Origin of the sequence: Nonomuraea sp. NPDC050783, from assembly GCF_040802095.1 — a bacterium.
Lineage (GTDB): Bacteria > Actinomycetota > Actinomycetes > Streptosporangiales > Streptosporangiaceae > Nonomuraea.
This window is the reverse complement of record NZ_JBFAHK010000004.1, coordinates 351,163-366,573: the sequence shown is the minus strand read 5'-3', so window position 1 is coordinate 366,573 and position 15,411 is coordinate 351,163. Positions and strand designations below refer to the sequence as shown.

Below are 15,411 nucleotides of genomic sequence, written 5' to 3'. Positions count from 1 at the left end.
ACCCCTACATGACCCGGTGGCTGAGGCACGGCAGGGTGGCCCTGGCCGTCTCGGTGTACTCGTGGTCCACCCGCACCACCTGGACGCCGGGGGCGGTGCCCAGGTCGGCGCGGACCACGCCCAGCGGATCGACCAGCATGCTGCGGCCCACGCCGTAGCCGTCGGAGGACTCGCCCGGGTTGGGCGCCTGGCCGACGGCGGCCGTCCACATGGTGTTCTCCAGCGCCCGCGCCCGCACCAGCGTCACCCAGTGGTCTTCCTTGAGCGGCCCGGAGCCCCAGGCGGCGATCACCGCGAACAGCTCCGCGCCCCTGTCGACCAGCGCCCTGGCCAGCTCGGGGAAGCGCACGTCGTAGCAGGTGATCATCCCCACCCGGAGCCCGGCCAGCTCGACCACCGCCGGCTCGGCGCCCGGCGCGACCAGGTCGGACTCCTTCGCGCCGAAGGAGTCGAACAGGTGGATCTTGCGGTACGCGGCCCTGACCTCGCCCTGCGCGTCGAGCGCCACGGCGGTGTTGTGCACCCGGCCCTCGCCGGGCTCGAACACCCCGGCGATCACCGCCAGCCCGTGCTCGCGCGCCGCGTCGGCCAGGCCGGACACGAACGGCCCGTCCAGCGGCTCGGCGAGGTCGGTGATGCGCCGCCCGTAGCGGGTCAGCGTGGCCTCCGGGAAGATCGCCAGATCGGCGCCCTCGGCGCGGGCGAGCGCCTCCCTGGCCCTCTTGAGGTTGGTCGAGGGGTCAGGGGAGACCGGGATCTGGCAGAGGGCGATTGTGGTCACGGCCCGACTCTAACCGGTTGGGCACCCGTCGAAACCAGGTCAGGCAGCGCCAGACCCATTCGAGCGGTCCGTACCGGAATCTGGCCAGCCACCACCGGCTCCCCAGCACCTGCGCGGCGATCGTCCCCGCCGCCAGGCCCACCACCGCCCAGTGGGACGGGTCGAGCCTCAGCAGCGGCAGCGCCGCCACGATCACCGCCGTGCCGGTCACGTAGTTGGTCAGCGCCATCCTCCCCAGCGGCTCCAGCACCGCCGACAGGCCGGGCCGCAGCGCCAGCACCAGGCCCAGCGCGTACGCCAGCGCCCCGGCCAGCGCCGCCACGCTGTAGACGTTCCAGCCGCCGCCCGTGACCGAGGCGTAGGTCAGCAGCACCGTGGCCAGCGCGGCGGCGGCGAACCCCGGCAGCAGCAGCGACCGCGGCGGCCGGATCAGCCACAGGCCCATGCCCGTCAGGAGCAGGCCCGGGATCAGCCACGACCCGCCGCCCCCGGCCAGCAGCCCCCACGCCATGCCGGCCAGGCCGAGCGCGAGCTGCGCCCAGCCGCCGGGCACGAACGAGGCCGGCAGCAGCACCAGCGCCCCCCACAGCGCGTAGTCGGTCAGCACCTCGCCCTCGTAGAACAGGCCCTGCCCCAGCCCGATGCAGTAGAGCCAGAACAGCCGGCTCAGCAGCGCCCACCGGCTGTTGCCGCGCAGGAACAGCAGGAAGCTGATGCCGAACAGGGCCGAGAAGATCGGGTAGAACCGGCTCTGGAACAGGTGCTCGACGACGAGGTCGACACCGCCCGCCGGCGCCCCGGCGACGCGCGTGTGCTGCCAGGTGTTGACCAGCATGATGCCGCACACCGCGAACCCGCGGAGCGCGTCGAGCTCTCTGATGCGCGTCATAGGAACCAGGTGAACCACCATACGAGGAATCCCGCGCCGACGGCGGTCGCGGCCCACCCCTGCCAGCGGCGGCGCCGGGCCAGCGCGCCCGCCGCCGTGAGCGCCACCGCGGCCACCGCGATCCACGTGTAGAGACCGACCACCTCGGGGACGCCGACGGCCAGCGCCGTCTCGTTGCGCTCGGCCAGGCCGTACACCGCCTGGGCGGTCAGCCCGGCGAAGGCCACCCCGGCCAGGCCGCCGAAGGCCGCGAGCGCCCGGCCCCGCAGCCCGGCCGCCACGAGCTGGACCAGGGCGGCCAGCGCGAACACCGCGAACGGCGCGGCCAGCCAGGGAGCCCGCGAGATCGCGTACGGGGCCGCCGTCACGCGCAGGTCGTCCGGCCGGTGCTCGTCGTCCGGGCACGGGCCCGCGCCGCCGCCCGCCGGGTCGTCCAGGAACGCGGCGATCTCGGCCCGGGCGCACGCGCTGGACAGGAAGACCGCGTGGGAGGCGCGCGGGATCTCCACGAAGCGGGCCCGCGGCAGGGCCTCGGCGGCCGGGCGGCCGGTCCGCACGGGGGTGGTCGGGTCGTACTGGCCGCCGAGCACGAGCGCCGGGGCGCGCGGGGCCGCGTTCAGCGGCGGCGACTTCGGCAGGCCCCAGGCGTCGCACACCGCCTTGTCGGCGTCGAGGGTGAACAGCCGGGAGCCGCCGGCGAAGGCGTTGAACGGCAGCTCGTCCTGGCACTGCACCGCGTGGTACAGCCCGAACTCGTGCGAGACCAGCCCCTCGCCCACGGCGTCGGCCAGCGGTCGCAGCAGCTCGTCGTGGCCCTCGGCGAGCGCGGGCACCAGCTCGCCGGCCACCGCCGCCACGTCCGTCTCGTGCAGCGCCTCGCCGAGCACCGCGGCCACGTCATCGCCGCTCATCAGCGCGGTGAAGGCCCGGCCGAGCAGCGGGTCGGTGGTCGGCACCCGGGCGGGGGAGGCGTTGAGCCGGGCGCGCATGGTCGCGAAGGCGTCCTTCACGCCGAGCCGGGCCACGGTGTCGGCCAGGTTGCGCTCGGCGTCGTCGTACCAGGCGACGCTCTCGGGCAGGAACGAGTCCAGCACCACCGACCGGGTGCCCCCGGGGTCGGCCGCGGCGGCGGCCAGCATGACGCGGGTGGAGTAGCTGACGCCGAACAGGTTCCAGCTCGGGTAGCCCAGCTCGCGGCGCAGCGCGACGACGTCGGCCGCCATCTCCCTGGTGGTGTAGCCGCGCAGGTCCACGCCCTGCTCGCGGAGCCGGTCGCGGCACCCGGCGGCCGCGGCGCCCACGTCGGCGGGCGGGCGGCGCAGCCGGCCGAGCAGCGCCTGCGCGGTCTCGGGGCAGCTCAGCACCGGCTCGGAGTAGCGGCCGCCGCGCTGCTCCAGCGTCACCACGTCCCGGTCGGGGAACATCTGGCTCAGGAACCCGGTCAGTTGCAGCGACGCCGAGCCCGGCCCGCCGCTCATGTAGACCACGGGGTCCGGTCGGCGCTCGCGCGCCGTCGAGTGGCGCACGGCGTAGCCGACCCGGATCGTCCGTCCCGGGGCGTCCCTGCGCTCGGGCACGACGAGGAAACCGCAGCTCGTGCGGGCCGGCACGGCCACCGGGCAGGGGTGCGCCTGCGGAGCGGGGGAGGCCGTGACCGGCGGCGCGGACAGGGCGAGGGCGAGCACGACCCGAAAGATCACGGGACGAGACTAATAGTCTGTGACCGTGACGGAACCACTAGTGTCCAGGATGCGCGCTTTCGGAACGACCATCTTCGCGGAGATGAGCGCGCTCGCCGTGCAGACCGGATCGATCAACCTCGGCCAGGGGTTCCCCGACACCGACGGGCCGGCCGCCATGCTGGACCGGGCGGTCCAGGCGATCACCTCCGGCGCGAACCAGTACCCGCCCGGCCCCGGCCTGCCCGAGCTGCGCCACGCGGTCGCCGAGCACCGCGCCGAGCACTACGGGCTCGGCTACGACCCGTCGGGCGAGGTCCTGGTCACGGTCGGCGCCACCGAGGCCATCGCGGCCACCGTGCTGGCGCTGTGCGAGCCCGGCGACGAGGTGATCGCCTTCGAGCCCTACTACGACTCCTACGCCGCCTCCATCGCCCTCGCCCAGGCCAGGCTGGTGGCCGTGACCCTGCGGCCGGACGGCGGCCGCTTCACCTTCGACCCCGCCGAGCTGCGCGCCGCGGTCACGCCGCGCACCCGCGCCGTCCTGGTCAACTCCCCGCACAACCCGACCGGCACCGTGTTCACCCGCGAGGAGCTGGAGGTCGTCGCCGAGCTCTGCCGCGAGCGCGACCTGATCGCGATCACCGACGAGGTGTACGAGCACCTGACGTTCGACGGCGTCGCGCACGTGCCGCTGGCCACACTGCCCGGCATGCGCGAGCGCACGGTCATGATCTCCTCGGCCGGCAAGACGTTCTCGGTCACCGGCTGGAAGACCGGCTGGGTGTGCGCCCCCGCGCCGCTGGTCACGGCGGTGCAGACCGTCAAGCAGTTCCTGACGTTCACGGCGGGCGCGCCGTGGCAGCTCGCGGTGGCCTACGGGCTGCGGCACGAGCTGGAGTGGGTGGCCGCGCTGCGCGCCGGGCTCCAGGACAAACGCGACCGGCTGATGGAGGGGCTGGCGGCGGCCGGGTTCGAGGTGCTGCGGCCCTCCGGCACGTACTTCGTGCAGACCGACATCCGGCCGCTCGGCTTCACCGACGGCCTGGAGCTGGCGCGGCGGCTGCCGGAGCTGGCCGGGGTGGTCGCCATCCCGACCCAGGTCTTCTACGAGCACCCGGAGCGCGGCCGGCACTTCGTGCGCTTCGCCTTCTGCAAGAAGGAGGAGGTCATCGACGAGGCGGTGGCCCGGCTCAAGCGCCTGTCGGCCTGAGGCCGTCGAAGACCACCCGCAGCGTGCGGGTGCGCAGATCGGCGTCCCAGTTGTTGTGCTGGGCCGCCAGGGACGTGGCGCTGAGCAGGGCCAGCAGCTCGGCCATGCCCACGTCCGCGCGCACCGCCCCGGCGTCCTGGGCGCGGCGCAGCAGCTCCGCGATCGCGCCCCGGATGTCGGGCAGGCCGGCCTTGGGGTCGATGCCGGCCTCCCTCAGCGCGTCCACCAGCACCTTCTTGACCGTCGAGTCCTCCACGACCCGGGTGAAGAACGCGAAGAACGCCTCCCCGGGGTCGGGCGCCCCGGCCAGCTCGGCGGCCCGCTCGACCAGCCGCCGCTGCCGGTCGAGCACGATCGCCTGGTAGAGGGCCTCCTTGGTGGGGAACTGGCGGTAGATCGTCCCCACGCCGACGCCGGCCACCTCGGCGATCTCCCGCATCGACGCCGCCAGCCCGTCCCTGGCCAGCACCTGCTCGGCGGCCTCCAGGACGCGGGCGCGGTTGCGCTGGGCGTCGGCGCGCATGGTCGGACCTCCCGTGGTCAAGCGGAACGCGTATTCCGATCGTAGGGGGTCTCCCGCGCGGCGGCTCAACCCGCGGCGGGCCCCCGCCGGCCGTCCTGGCCGTTCCCGCCGTCCTCCACGTCGAGGGGGGTCAGGGAGGCGGTGGCCTCCTCGTGCTCCATGCCGGTGGCCTGGAGCAGGTCCACCACGACCGAGCGGAGCTGCGCGATGATCACGTGCGCGGAGAAGCCCAGGTGCTCGGGCCGCTCCCGGGCCGCCACCGCCAGCAGCGCCTGGCGGGCCAGCGCGGGGTCCCGGCCGGCGCCCAGTTCGAGCTGGAGCAGCAGGGCCGCCTCCGACACCTCGCGCATGGCCTCGGCGAGCGAGGGCGGAGGCGGGCTGGCCTCGCCGAGCGAGGCGAGCGTGCGCCGGCACAACACGCGGATGTTGCGCATCGCCAGGTCCACCGGGAGCGCGGCGGCCTCGTAGCGGGCCAGGCGGGCCCGCCGGTGCCAGTGCAGCGGGGAGAGCGTGGTGATCTCCTTGCTGGTCTCCAGCGCCTTCTCGTACTCCTCGACCGCCGCCTGCGTGCCGCGCGCCTCGTCCAGGGCCTCGGCGGCCAGGTCCACGTCCCGCTTCTCGATGGCCTCGGCGGCGCGCTCCAGCACGGTGGACAGCGCGTCCAGCACCCCGGACAGGTGCTTGGCGGCGATGGCGAACGGGCTGGCGGGCATCAGCGCGACCGCCGCGATCCCGATGAGGCCGCCGGTCAGGGCGTCGGCCATGCGGTCCAGTCCGCCCGCGCCGGCCGTGGGGACGAGCGTGGCCACCAGCACCGCCGACGACGCGGCCTGCGCCACGAACAGCGCCCCGCCGTCCAGCAGCACCGCGATGGCCATGGCCAGCGCCACCACCAGCGCGATCTGCCACGGCCCCGACCCGATCCAGGACACCAGCAGGTCGCCGACCCCGACCCCCAGGCTGACGCCGACCACCAGCTCGGCGACGCGCCGCAGCCGCTGCCCGAGGCCCACGCCCACGCTGATCAGCACGGCGATCGGCGCGAAGAACGGGCGCGGATGGCCGAGCAGCTCGGTGGCCACGACCCAGGCCAGCGCCGCGCCCACCGCGCACTGCGCGATGGACGGCGCGGCGAGGGCGAACGTGCCCAGCCGCTCCCTGACATGATCGCCGAGCCTCGTTCGCACCCTTCCCACCCTGGCGGACAGAGATGACATTGGGGTCACATTCGCCCGTTCAGTCCACTATCTCCGGCCAGAGCCACTGCCCACGTCACTCCGGCAGGAACGCGTCCACCGCGCGCAGGAACGCCGCCCGCTCGGTGACGTGGATCAGGTGCCCCGCCTCGATCGTCACCAGCTCGGCCCCCGGGATCGCGGCCGCCAGCGCCCCGGCGTCGAAGGGGCTGGCCGCCCCGCCCGACAGCACCAGCGTCGGCGCCGTGATCCGCGCCAGCCCCGCCCGCCACGCCGGGTCGGGGTCGAGGAACTGCCGCTCGGTCTCGTGCACCATCCGCCAGTCGAAGCCGGTGGAGCCGTCCTCGACGACGGGCGGCCGGTTCTCCAGCGGCAGGGGCGGCGGCACGTCCTCCAGCACGAGCCGCTCCACCCGCTCCGGGTCGCGCATGGCGAGCAGGTACGCCACCATGCCGCCCAGCGAGTGCCCGATCACCGTGGCCCGGCTGATCCCCGCGTGGTCGAGCAGGCCGGCCATGTCCCCGGCCAGGTCCGGCAGCGGGTACGCGCCCGGCCGGTCGCTGCCCCCGTGGCCGCGCAGGTCGGGCACGAGCACGTGGTAGCGGGCGGCGAAGTGCTGGGTGATGCCGTTCCAGTCGTTGTGGTCGGCCGTGCGGCCGTGGATCAGCAGCAGCGGGGGAGCGGCGAGGTCGCCTTCCTCCCGGTAGAGGAGCTTGATCCCGTTCACTGATGCTTCGCGAATCACGAGGGCCAGCGTACGGCTCACGAGGGCCGGCGTACGGCGCGCCTTGACATGCCCGGCGGCCTTCATGGGCACACATTGCCCATGAAGCGCGCCGGCCGGCTCGGCTAGCGTCGCCAGGGACGTGCGGAAAGGGAGGGCGCGATGCCGGAGCCGATCGAGGTGCGCAAGGTGCCGATCGAGAGCGTGACCGACGCCTCCGGGCTGTCGCGCCTCATCGCCGACGGCGTGATCGAGGCCGGGCGGGTGCTCGCCGTCATCGGCAAGACCGAGGGCAACGGCGGGGTCAACGACTACACGCGCATCCTGGCCGACCGCGCCTTCCGCGACGTGCTGGCCGAGCACGGCCACCCGGCGCCGGAGAACGTCCCGCTGGTGTGGTCCGGCGGCACCGACGGCATCCTGAGCCCGCACGCCACCGTCTTCGCCACCACCGCGGACGCCCCCGCCACCGACGAGCCCCGCCTGTCGGTCGGCGTGGCGATGAGCGAGGTCATCCTGCCCGAGGACATCGGCCGCCCCGCGATGGTGGAGAAGGTCGCCGCCGGCGTGCGCGAGGCCATGAAGACCGCCGGCATCGACGACCCGCGCGACGTCCACTACGTCCAGACCAAGACACCCCTGCTCACCATGGCCGGCATCGCCGACGCCAGGAGCCGCGGCCAGGACACCGCCATCGAGGAGACCGGCCCCTCCATGGACCTGTCCAACTCCACCACGGCCCTCGGCATCGCCGTGGCGCTCGGCGAGATCGACATGCCCCGCGCCGACCAGATCCACAAGGACCTGTCGCTCTACTCGTCGGTGGCCTCCTGCTCGTCCGGCGTCGAGCTGGACCGGGCGCAGATCGTGCTGGCGGGCAACGTCCGCGGGATCGGCGGGCGCTACCGCATCGGCCACAGCGTCATGAAGGACGCCCTGGACGCCGACGGCGTCTGGGCCGCCATCCGCGACTCCGGCCTGCCGCTGCCCGAGCGCCCCCACCCGTCGGACCTCGGCGGGCGGCTGGTCAACGTCTTCATGAAGTGCGAGGCCGACCCGTCCGGGCGGGTGCGCGGCCGGCGCAACATCATGCTGGACGACTCCGACGTGCACTGGCACCGGCAGATCAAGGCGGCCGTGGGCGGGGTGGCGGCGTCGGTGACGGGCGACCCGGCGGTGTTCGTGTCGGTGGCGGCCGTCCACCAGGGGCCGTCGGGCGGCGGCCCGGTCGCGGCCATCGCCGACCTGTCCTAGCCGTCCCCCTCGGGGTACGGCAGCGCCCGCAGCTCCGGCCAGGCCGCCGTCCACCGGGCGACCTTGGCCTCGTAGACGTGCCGGGGCGCGAGCCGCGGGTTGGGCCGCAGCACGAGGCCGAACGCGTCCGCGACCCCGTAGGGGGCGTACACCTTCCACTCGCCGCCGGCGGTGATCCGCACGCCCAGGCTGCAGGTCGTGGCGGGGAAGGAGCCGATGGCGTCCTCGGCGCTGTCGTACGGCGGGCAGGGGACGCCGAAGCGCTCCTCGTACCACAGATGCACCCGCGCCTCGTTCCTGATCTCCACTGGCAGGTCACCGAACACCCGCCGCCCCGCGCCGATCGCCGCGTCCTCGGCCGCCCAGGACAGGTCGGCGGCGTCGTGGTAGACGAGGTCGTAGTCCCTGATCCCGTGGTCGGGGTCGCGGTCCGTCACGTGGTTCCAGATGGTCTGCGCCACCGCCCCCGCCGCCAGCCACCACCCGGGCAGGCCCAGCGCGCGGGCGCCCTCCAGCACGGCTGCGAGCCGGGGGCTGGCCCGCAGCACCTTCACGGTGGCGTCGGCCTGCTCGTCGAGGGGAAGCCGGGCGATCCGCATGCGGTCCCTTCTACCATCTCCTGTTCTACCTATATAGAGTACTACCTATGAAGAGTGGCGTTCCCCGGATGACCATGCCGACCCGGGCCCTCCTTCGCGTCCTGCTCGCCGAGCCCGCCCGGGAGCGCTACGGCCTGGAGCTGTGCGACCTGGCCGGGCTGCCCGGCGGCACGGTGTACCCGATCCTGGCCAGGCTGGAGCAGCTCGGCTGGATGGAGAGCCGGTGGGAGGACCCCGGCACCCACGAGAAGGCGGGCCGCCCGCGCCGCCGCTACTACCGCCTCACCCCGGACGGCGCCGAGCGCGCCCGCGACGCCGTCGCCCGCGCCCACCGCTCCCGCCCCCGCACCACGCCGCTCCGGCCGGCCCGCCCCGGGGAGGCGTCGTGAGCCGCGGCGACCCCTACGTCACGCACCCGGTCGCCGTCGCGACGATCCTGGCCGAGCAGGGCGTGCGCACCACGAGGTGATCTGCGCCGCGCTGCTGCACGACGTGCTGGAGGACACGGGCTGCCCGGAGCCGGAGCTGGCCGCCGCGTTCGGCGAGACGGTGGTGAGGCTGGTGCGCGGGGTGTCGGCGCTCGACGACCCCGAGCGCCTTCCGCCGGACTGGCGGGACACCACCGACGAGCGCGTCCTGGCGATCAAGCTGGCCGACCGCCTGCACAACCTGCGCACCGCCCGCTTCCTGCCCGAGGACAAGCGGCGGCGCAAGGCGCGGGAGACCCTGGAGCTGTTCGTGCCGGTGGCCGGGCGCGCGCGCCTGGAGCCGGTCGGGCGCGAGCTCCAGCGGCTGTCCGCCGCCAACCTGCCAGGGCGCGGGTCGTTCGCGCTGATCGCCGCGGGCGCGGTGCTGCTCCCGCCCGGTGCCCGTGCCCGTTACGTGGAGGAGTGGCTGGGGGAGCTGCACGCGCTGCCCGGACCGCGGGCGAGGGCGCGCTTCGCCCTCCAGCTCGTCGCCGGGATGCCGCGCATGGCGGCGACCCTGCGCCGGGGGAACGCTCCGCGCGTCCTGCGCCGGGGGAACGTGCCGCGCGTCCCGCGCCGGGAGGACGTGTCGCGCGTCCTGCGCCGGGCGCGGGCGCTGCGGGGCAGGATCGGGGGCGGAGGCGGGGGCGGGCGCGGGTAGTCTCGGGGGCTGTGCCGAGCATTCCGCAGCCCCTCGACCCCCACGACGACGGCGGTGCCGCGCCCGCCGTGGTCGCCGCCCTCGCCGCCTACCAGGCGGGCACGGCCGACGCCGCCGCCGTGCTGAACGCCCTCGGCGGCGCCCGGCTCCTGGTGCCCGTGGTGGCGCTGCTGACCGAGTCCGAGGTGGGCGCGCGCGGGCTGCGGCAGGAGAAGGAGAGCGAGATGGCCCTGCCCAAGCTGGTCGGGCAGGACGGCAGGCACGCGGTGCCGGCGTTCACCGGCACGGAGGCCCTGGTCAGGTGGCGGCCCGACGCGCGGCCGATCCAGACCACCACGTTGCAGGTGTGCCGGGCGGCGGTCCAGGAGGGGGCGGCGGCGGTCGTGGTGGACGTGGCCGGGCCGGTGCCGTTCGTCATCGAGGGGGCGATGCTGGAGGCGCTGGCCGCGGTCGAGTCCGGCACGGCCGCGCGGCTGGAGGGCGCCACCGTGGCCCGGGTCGAGCCGGCCCGCAGGCGCCGCTGGTTCTCCCGCCGCTGACCGGCACCCCCTGACCGGCGCCCACTGGCCGGCGCCCGTTGATCGGCGCCCACTGGCCGGCGCCCGTTGATCGGCGCCCACTGGCCGGCGCCCGTTGATCGGCGCCCACTGGCCGGCGCCCGCTGACCGGCGCCCACTGGCCGGCGCCCGCTGACCGGCGCTCGCTGACCGGCGCCCGTTGGCCGGTATCCGCGGAACGGGCCGCCCGGCGGCGCCCGGCCCGTTAGGGTCGGCTCGTGGTCGCACTCATGGCGCTGGCGGGGCTGGTCTGCGGGCACCGCATCAGGGCGCTGGCCGACGCCTACGAGCGCCTCCACGAGCCCGCCGCCGGGGGCACGCCCGCCTGGCCCCCGGCCGTCGAGCTGGTGACCGCCGCGGTGGCGGCGCTGACCGCCTGGCGGATGGGCCTGCCGTACGTGCCGTTCGCGGTGACCGGGGTGGCCCTGGCCGTCATCGACTGGCGCACCAGCGTTCTGCCCGACGCGATCACGCTTCCCGCGTACCCGATCACGGCCCTGGCGTTGTGGCCCACCGGGGAGCTGCCGCGCGCGCTGGCCGGCGGGGCGGCGCTGGCGGCGCTCTACGGGCTGCTCTGGTTCGCCCGGCCTGCGGCGATGGGCCTCGGCGACGTCAAGCTGGCCGGGCTCATCGGCCTGGTCTCGGCGGCGGCCGGCCGGCCGGCGTGGGTGCTCGCGGCCCTGGCCGGGCAGGTGCTCGGCGCGCTGTACGGCCTGGCGCTGCTGGCCACCCGGCGCGGCACCCGGCACACGCAGTTCCCGTTCGGGCCGTTCATGCTGATGGGCGCGTTCACCGTGCTCTGTCTCGACGGGTGAGCACGGGACGTCCCACCCGGCCGCGCATGGAAGACTTGTACGCATGTTGCGCTGGTTGACCGCCGGAGAGTCCCACGGGCCCGAACTCGTCGCCGTCATGGAGGGCCTGCCGGCCGGGGTCGAGGTGACCACGGCCGCCATCGACGAGGCGCTGCGCCGCCGCCGGCTCGGCTACGGCCGGGGCGCGCGCATGAAGTTCGAGGAGGACAAGGTCACGATCGTGGGCGGCGTCCGCCACGGCCGCACCATGGGCAGCCCGGTCGCCGTCCGCGTCGGCAACACCGAGTGGCCCAAGTGGGAGAAGGTCATGGCGGCCGACCCGGTCGACCCGGCCGAGCTGGAGGGCCTGGCCCGCAACGCGCCCCGCTCCCGCCCGCGCCCCGGCCACGCCGACCTGTCCGGCATGCAGAAATACGGCTTCGACGACGCCCGCCCGGTGCTCGACCGGGCCAGCGCCCGCGAGACCGCGGCCCGCGTCGCGCTCGGCGAGGTCGCCCGGCGCTTCCTCAAGCAGGCGCTCGGCGTCGACATCGTCAGCCACGTCACCGGCATCGGCGGCGTGCGCAGCCCGTCGCCGACCCTGCCCGGCCCCGGCGACCTGGCCCGCATCGACGCCGACCCGGTCCGCTGCCACGACCCCGAGGGCAGCGCCGCGATGGTGGCCGCCATCGACCAGGCGCACAAGGACGGCGACACGCTCGGCGGCGTCGTGGAGGTCCTGGCCTACGGCCTGCCGCCCGGCCTCGGCAGCTACACCCACTGGGACCGCCGGCTCGACTCCCGGCTGGCCGGCGCGCTCATGGGCATCCAGGCGATCAAGGGCGTGGCGGTCGGCGACGGCTTCGAGACCGCCACGCGGCCCGGCTCCCGCGCCCACGACGAGATCGCCTACACCTCCGGCGACGGCGTCCGCCGCATGACCAACCGCGCGGGCGGCGTCGAGGGCGGCATGACCAACGGCGAGGTCCTGCGGGTCAGCGCCGCCATGAAGCCGATCTCCACCGTCCCGAGGGCGCTGGCCACCATCGACGTCAAGACCGGCGAGGCGGCCAAGGCCCACCACGAGCGCTCCGACGTGTGCGCCGTCCCGGCGGCGGGCGTCGTGGCCGAGGCCATGGTCGCGCTGGTGCTGGCCGACGCGGCGCTCGAGAAGTTCGGCGGCGACTCCGTCGAGGAGGTCGCGCGCAACCTGTCCGGCTACCTCTCTTCGATGGTGATCAAATGACGGCCAAGGCAGTGCTCATCGGTCCACCCGGCTCCGGCAAGACCACGGTCGGCAGGCTGCTGGCCGACCGGCTCGGCGTCGCCTTCCGCGACACCGACGCCGACGTCGAGGCGGTGGCGGGCAAGCCCGTCCCCGACATCTTCGTCGAGGACGGCGAGACCCGCTTCCGCGAGCTGGAGCACGAGGCGGTGCGCCGGGCCCTGGCCGAGCACGACGGCGTCCTGTCCCTCGGCGGCGGCGCCGTGCTGCACGAGGAGACCCAGGCCCTGCTCGCCGGCCACCACGTGGTCTACCTGCAGGTCGGCCTCGCCGACGCGGTGCAGCGGGTCGGCCTGGCCGCGGCCAGGCCGCTGCTGGTGCTCAACCCGCGCAGCCAGCTCAAGAAGCTCATGGAGGAGCGGCGGCCGGTCTACGAGCGGCTGGCGGCCGTCACCGTGGTCACCGACCAGCGCGAGCCCGCCGAGCTCGCCGACGAGATCGCGAAGGGGCTGCCGGCATGAGCGGGCCGTCCACGGGCGCGACCGGGATCACGGGCGCGACCAGGATCACCGGCGCGACCAGGATCACCGTGCGCGGCGACAGCCCGTACGACGTGGTCGTCGGCACCGGCGTGCTGGCCGAGCTGCCCACCCTGTTCAGGCCCGGCGTCCGCACGGTCGCGGTCGTCCACCCCGAGAGCCTGCCGGCGATCTCCCGCCCGGTGTGCGAGGCGGTCGAGGCGGCCGGGTTCGAGGTCGTCGCCCTGCCGGTGCCCGACGGCGAGCGCGCCAAGACCGTCGAGGTGGCCGCCGGGCTCTGGTCCGCGCTCGGCCGCCACGGCGTGACCCGCTCCGACGCCGTCGTCGGCGTGGGCGGCGGCGCCACCACCGATCTCGCCGGGTTCGTGGCCGGCACCTGGCTGCGCGGCGTGCAGGTCGTGCTCGTGCCCACCACGCTGCTGGCCATGGTCGACGCCGCGGTCGGCGGCAAGAACGGCATCGACACGCCCGAGGGCAAAAACCTCGTCGGCACGTTCCTGCCGCCCGCGGGCGTGCTGTGCGAGCTGTCCACGCTCGACAGCATGCCGCGCGACGACTACCGCGCCGGCCTGGCCGAGGTCATCAAGGGCGGCTTCATCGCCGACCCCGAGATCCTGCGCCTCGTCGAGGCCGACCCCGAGGGGGCCACCCGCCCCGGCGGCCCGCACACCCGCGAGCTGATCGAGCGCAAGATCCGGGTCAAGGCCGAGGTCGTCGGCGCCGACCTGCGCGAGGCGGGCCTGCGCGAGATCCTCAACTACGGCCACACGCTGGCCCACGCCATCGAGCGCGAGGAGCACTACGCCATCCGCCACGGCGAGGCCGTCGCCATCGGCATGGTCTACGCCGCCGAGCTGTCCAGGCTCGCCGGGCGGGCCGACCTCGTCGCCCGCACCCGCGACATCCTGACCGCCGTCGGGCTGCCGGTCTCCTACCGCGCCGACGCCTGGCCGCGCCTGCGCGACCACATGCGGCTGGACAAGAAGAACCGTGGCGCCAAGCAGCGGTTCGTGGTCCTCGACGGCCTGGCCGAGCCGGGCCGGCTCGAAGGCCCGCCTGAAGAGTTGCTCGAAGCCGCCTACAAGGAGATCTCGGCATGATCCTCGTGCTCAACGGGCCCAACCTGGGCCGGCTCGGCACCCGCGAGCCCGACGTCTACGGCTCGGAGACGTTCGAGGACGTCGCCGCGCTGTGCCGCGACACCGGCAGGAAGCTGGGCGAGCACGTCGAGGTGCGCCAGACCGACGACGAGGCCGAGCTGGTCGGCTGGCTGCACGAGGCCGCCGACGGCCGCATCCCGGTCGTGCTCAACCCGGCGGCGTTCACCCACTACTCCTACGCGCTGCGCGACGCCATCGCCCAGCGCAGGGCCCCGCTCGTCGAGGTCCACCTCACCAACCCCGCGGCCAGGGAGGAGTTCCGGCACACCTCCGTCGTCGCCGGGGTGGCGACGGGCACCATCGCCGGCTTCGGACTACAGTCGTACGTCCTTGCGCTGCACGCTATCGCGGAGATGAACACCACCTCATGAGGCACTACAAGTCCTTCGTCGCGCTCGGGGACAGCTTCACCGAAGGACTGAACGACCCGGGCCCCGACGGCCACTACCGCGGCTGGGCCGACCGGGTCGCCGAGCGGCTGGCCGCCGACGACCCCTCCTTCCGCTACGCCAACCTCGCCGTGCGGGGCAAGCTGCTCGACCAAATCATCGCCGAGCAGGTTCCCGTGGCCGTCGAGATGGCCCCCGACCTGGTCAGCTTCTGCGCGGGCGGCAACGACCTGCTCCGGCCGGGCAGCGACCCGGACGTGATGGCCAAGAAGCTCGCCGGCGCGGTGCGCGAGCTGCGGGCGGGCGGGGCGGACGTGCTGCTGTTCACCGGGGTGGACCCACGCGACACGCCGCTCATGCGCCGCCTGCGCGGCCGCTTCGCCATCTTCTACCTGCACCTGCGCTCCATCGCCGACCTCTACGGGTGCCGGCTGGTGGACCAGTGGTCCATGCAGGGGCTGCGCGACTGGCGGGCCTGGAGCGCCGACCGGCTGCACATGAACGAGGACGGGCACCGCCTGGTGGCCGCCCGGGTGCTGGACGAGCTGGGCGTGCCGTTCGAGGACTGGCGCAAGGAGTGGCCGGCCCGGACCGTCGATCCGCGCACGCGGCGGCGCGAGGACGCCCAGTGGCTGCGCGAGCACCTGGTGCCGTGGGTGGCGCGCCGCCTGCGGGGCGTCTCGTCGGGCGACGGCCTCACCCCGAAGCGCCCCGACCTCAGCCCCTGGGGATGACCCCTCGCCCGCCCGCGCTCCGGCGCC

At 74.9% G+C, this 15,411-nt stretch carries 18 protein-coding genes; 11 read left to right on the top strand and 7 right to left on the bottom strand.

Translation table 11 applies throughout. The annotated features are described in order from the left end of the window. Window positions 1–4 precede the first annotated feature (4 nt). The 3 genes from AB0H75_RS13070 to AB0H75_RS13060 are packed head-to-tail and all read right to left on the bottom strand — an operon-like array spanning window position 5 to window position 3,370. Window positions 5–781, bottom strand: coding sequence for a carbon-nitrogen hydrolase family protein (locus AB0H75_RS13070; protein ID WP_367795176.1), 777 nt, complete (start codon window positions 779–781; stop codon window positions 5–7). Next, complete coding sequence (locus tag AB0H75_RS13065) at window positions 741–1,670, bottom strand: DUF418 domain-containing protein (protein WP_367795173.1); 930 nt, start codon at window positions 1,668–1,670, stop codon at window positions 741–743. The genes AB0H75_RS13070 and AB0H75_RS13065 overlap by 41 nt, the downstream gene beginning before the upstream one ends. Further along, window positions 1,667–3,370 carry an alpha/beta hydrolase gene (locus AB0H75_RS13060; RefSeq protein ID WP_367795170.1) on the bottom strand — a complete coding sequence of 568 codons (1,704 nt, stop codon included), beginning with the start codon at window positions 3,368–3,370 and terminating at the stop codon, window positions 1,667–1,669. The genes AB0H75_RS13065 and AB0H75_RS13060 overlap by 4 nt, the downstream gene beginning before the upstream one ends. A 25-nt stretch (window positions 3,371–3,395) precedes the next feature. On the opposite strand from AB0H75_RS13060, the gene AB0H75_RS13055 reads away from it, so the two are divergent. Continuing rightward, window positions 3,396–4,562 (top strand): pyridoxal phosphate-dependent aminotransferase, encoded by a 1,167-nt coding sequence (locus AB0H75_RS13055; RefSeq protein ID WP_367795167.1) that lies wholly within the window; start codon window positions 3,396–3,398, stop codon window positions 4,560–4,562. Here the strand turns inward: AB0H75_RS13055 and AB0H75_RS13050 are convergent. From AB0H75_RS13050 to AB0H75_RS13040, 3 genes are all read right to left on the bottom strand, one after another. Then, window positions 4,543–5,085 (bottom strand): TetR/AcrR family transcriptional regulator, encoded by a 543-nt coding sequence (locus tag AB0H75_RS13050; protein ID WP_367795164.1) that lies wholly within the window; start codon window positions 5,083–5,085, stop codon window positions 4,543–4,545. The genes AB0H75_RS13055 and AB0H75_RS13050 overlap by 20 nt on opposite strands. A 65-nt stretch (window positions 5,086–5,150) precedes the next feature. Next, complete coding sequence (locus AB0H75_RS13045) at window positions 5,151–6,272, bottom strand: aromatic acid exporter family protein (protein WP_367795161.1); 1,122 nt, start codon at window positions 6,270–6,272, stop codon at window positions 5,151–5,153. Between the two features lie 85 nt (window positions 6,273–6,357). After that, entirely contained in the window at window positions 6,358–7,008 is a 651-nt protein-coding gene (locus tag AB0H75_RS13040; RefSeq protein ID WP_367795158.1) for an alpha/beta fold hydrolase, read from the bottom strand. A gap of 159 nt (window positions 7,009–7,167) precedes the next feature. Here AB0H75_RS13040 and AB0H75_RS13035 point away from each other — a divergent pair, with 159 nt between their 5' ends. Further along, window positions 7,168–8,259: a ring-opening amidohydrolase gene (locus AB0H75_RS13035; RefSeq protein ID WP_367795155.1), complete on the top strand. Its 1,092-nt coding sequence runs from the start codon at window positions 7,168–7,170 to the stop codon at window positions 8,257–8,259. On the opposite strand, the gene AB0H75_RS13030 is transcribed toward AB0H75_RS13035, so the two are convergent. Next, complete coding sequence (locus AB0H75_RS13030; RefSeq protein WP_367795152.1) at window positions 8,256–8,858, bottom strand: nucleotidyltransferase family protein; 603 nt, start codon at window positions 8,856–8,858, stop codon at window positions 8,256–8,258. The genes AB0H75_RS13035 and AB0H75_RS13030 overlap by 4 nt on opposite strands. A 47-nt stretch (window positions 8,859–8,905) precedes the next feature. Here AB0H75_RS13030 and AB0H75_RS13025 point away from each other — a divergent pair, with 47 nt between their 5' ends. From AB0H75_RS13025 to AB0H75_RS12985, 9 genes are all read left to right on the top strand, one after another. Then, complete coding sequence (locus AB0H75_RS13025; protein WP_367795149.1) at window positions 8,906–9,247, top strand: PadR family transcriptional regulator; 342 nt, start codon at window positions 8,906–8,908, stop codon at window positions 9,245–9,247. Between the two features lie 76 nt (window positions 9,248–9,323). Further along, complete coding sequence (locus tag AB0H75_RS13020) at window positions 9,324–9,986, top strand: HD domain-containing protein (protein WP_367795146.1); 663 nt, start codon at window positions 9,324–9,326, stop codon at window positions 9,984–9,986. An 11-nt stretch (window positions 9,987–9,997) separates the two neighbouring features. Next, complete coding sequence (locus tag AB0H75_RS13015; RefSeq protein WP_367795143.1) at window positions 9,998–10,525, top strand: SseB family protein; 528 nt, start codon at window positions 9,998–10,000, stop codon at window positions 10,523–10,525. Between the two features lie 236 nt (window positions 10,526–10,761). Then, window positions 10,762–11,358, top strand: coding sequence for a prepilin peptidase (locus AB0H75_RS13010; RefSeq protein ID WP_367795141.1), 597 nt, complete (start codon window positions 10,762–10,764; stop codon window positions 11,356–11,358). A 43-nt stretch (window positions 11,359–11,401) separates the two neighbouring features. After that, complete coding sequence (gene aroC / locus AB0H75_RS13005; protein ID WP_367795138.1) at window positions 11,402–12,583, top strand: chorismate synthase; 1,182 nt, start codon at window positions 11,402–11,404, stop codon at window positions 12,581–12,583. Next, window positions 12,580–13,083 carry a shikimate kinase gene (locus tag AB0H75_RS13000; RefSeq protein ID WP_367795135.1) on the top strand — a complete coding sequence of 168 codons (504 nt, stop codon included), beginning with the start codon at window positions 12,580–12,582 and terminating at the stop codon, window positions 13,081–13,083. Before aroC ends, AB0H75_RS13000 begins: the two co-directional genes overlap by 4 nt. Continuing rightward, window positions 13,080–14,201 (top strand): 3-dehydroquinate synthase, encoded by a 1,122-nt coding sequence (aroB, locus tag AB0H75_RS12995; RefSeq protein ID WP_367795131.1) that lies wholly within the window; start codon window positions 13,080–13,082, stop codon window positions 14,199–14,201. Before AB0H75_RS13000 ends, aroB begins: the two co-directional genes overlap by 4 nt. Next, complete coding sequence (aroQ, locus tag AB0H75_RS12990; protein ID WP_367795128.1) at window positions 14,198–14,632, top strand: type II 3-dehydroquinate dehydratase; 435 nt, start codon at window positions 14,198–14,200, stop codon at window positions 14,630–14,632. The genes aroB and aroQ overlap by 4 nt, the downstream gene beginning before the upstream one ends. Continuing rightward, a complete protein-coding gene (locus AB0H75_RS12985) occupies window positions 14,629–15,384 on the top strand; it encodes an SGNH/GDSL hydrolase family protein (RefSeq protein WP_367795126.1) in 756 nt (251 codons plus the stop codon). The genes aroQ and AB0H75_RS12985 overlap by 4 nt, the downstream gene beginning before the upstream one ends. Window positions 15,385–15,411 lie beyond the last annotated feature (27 nt).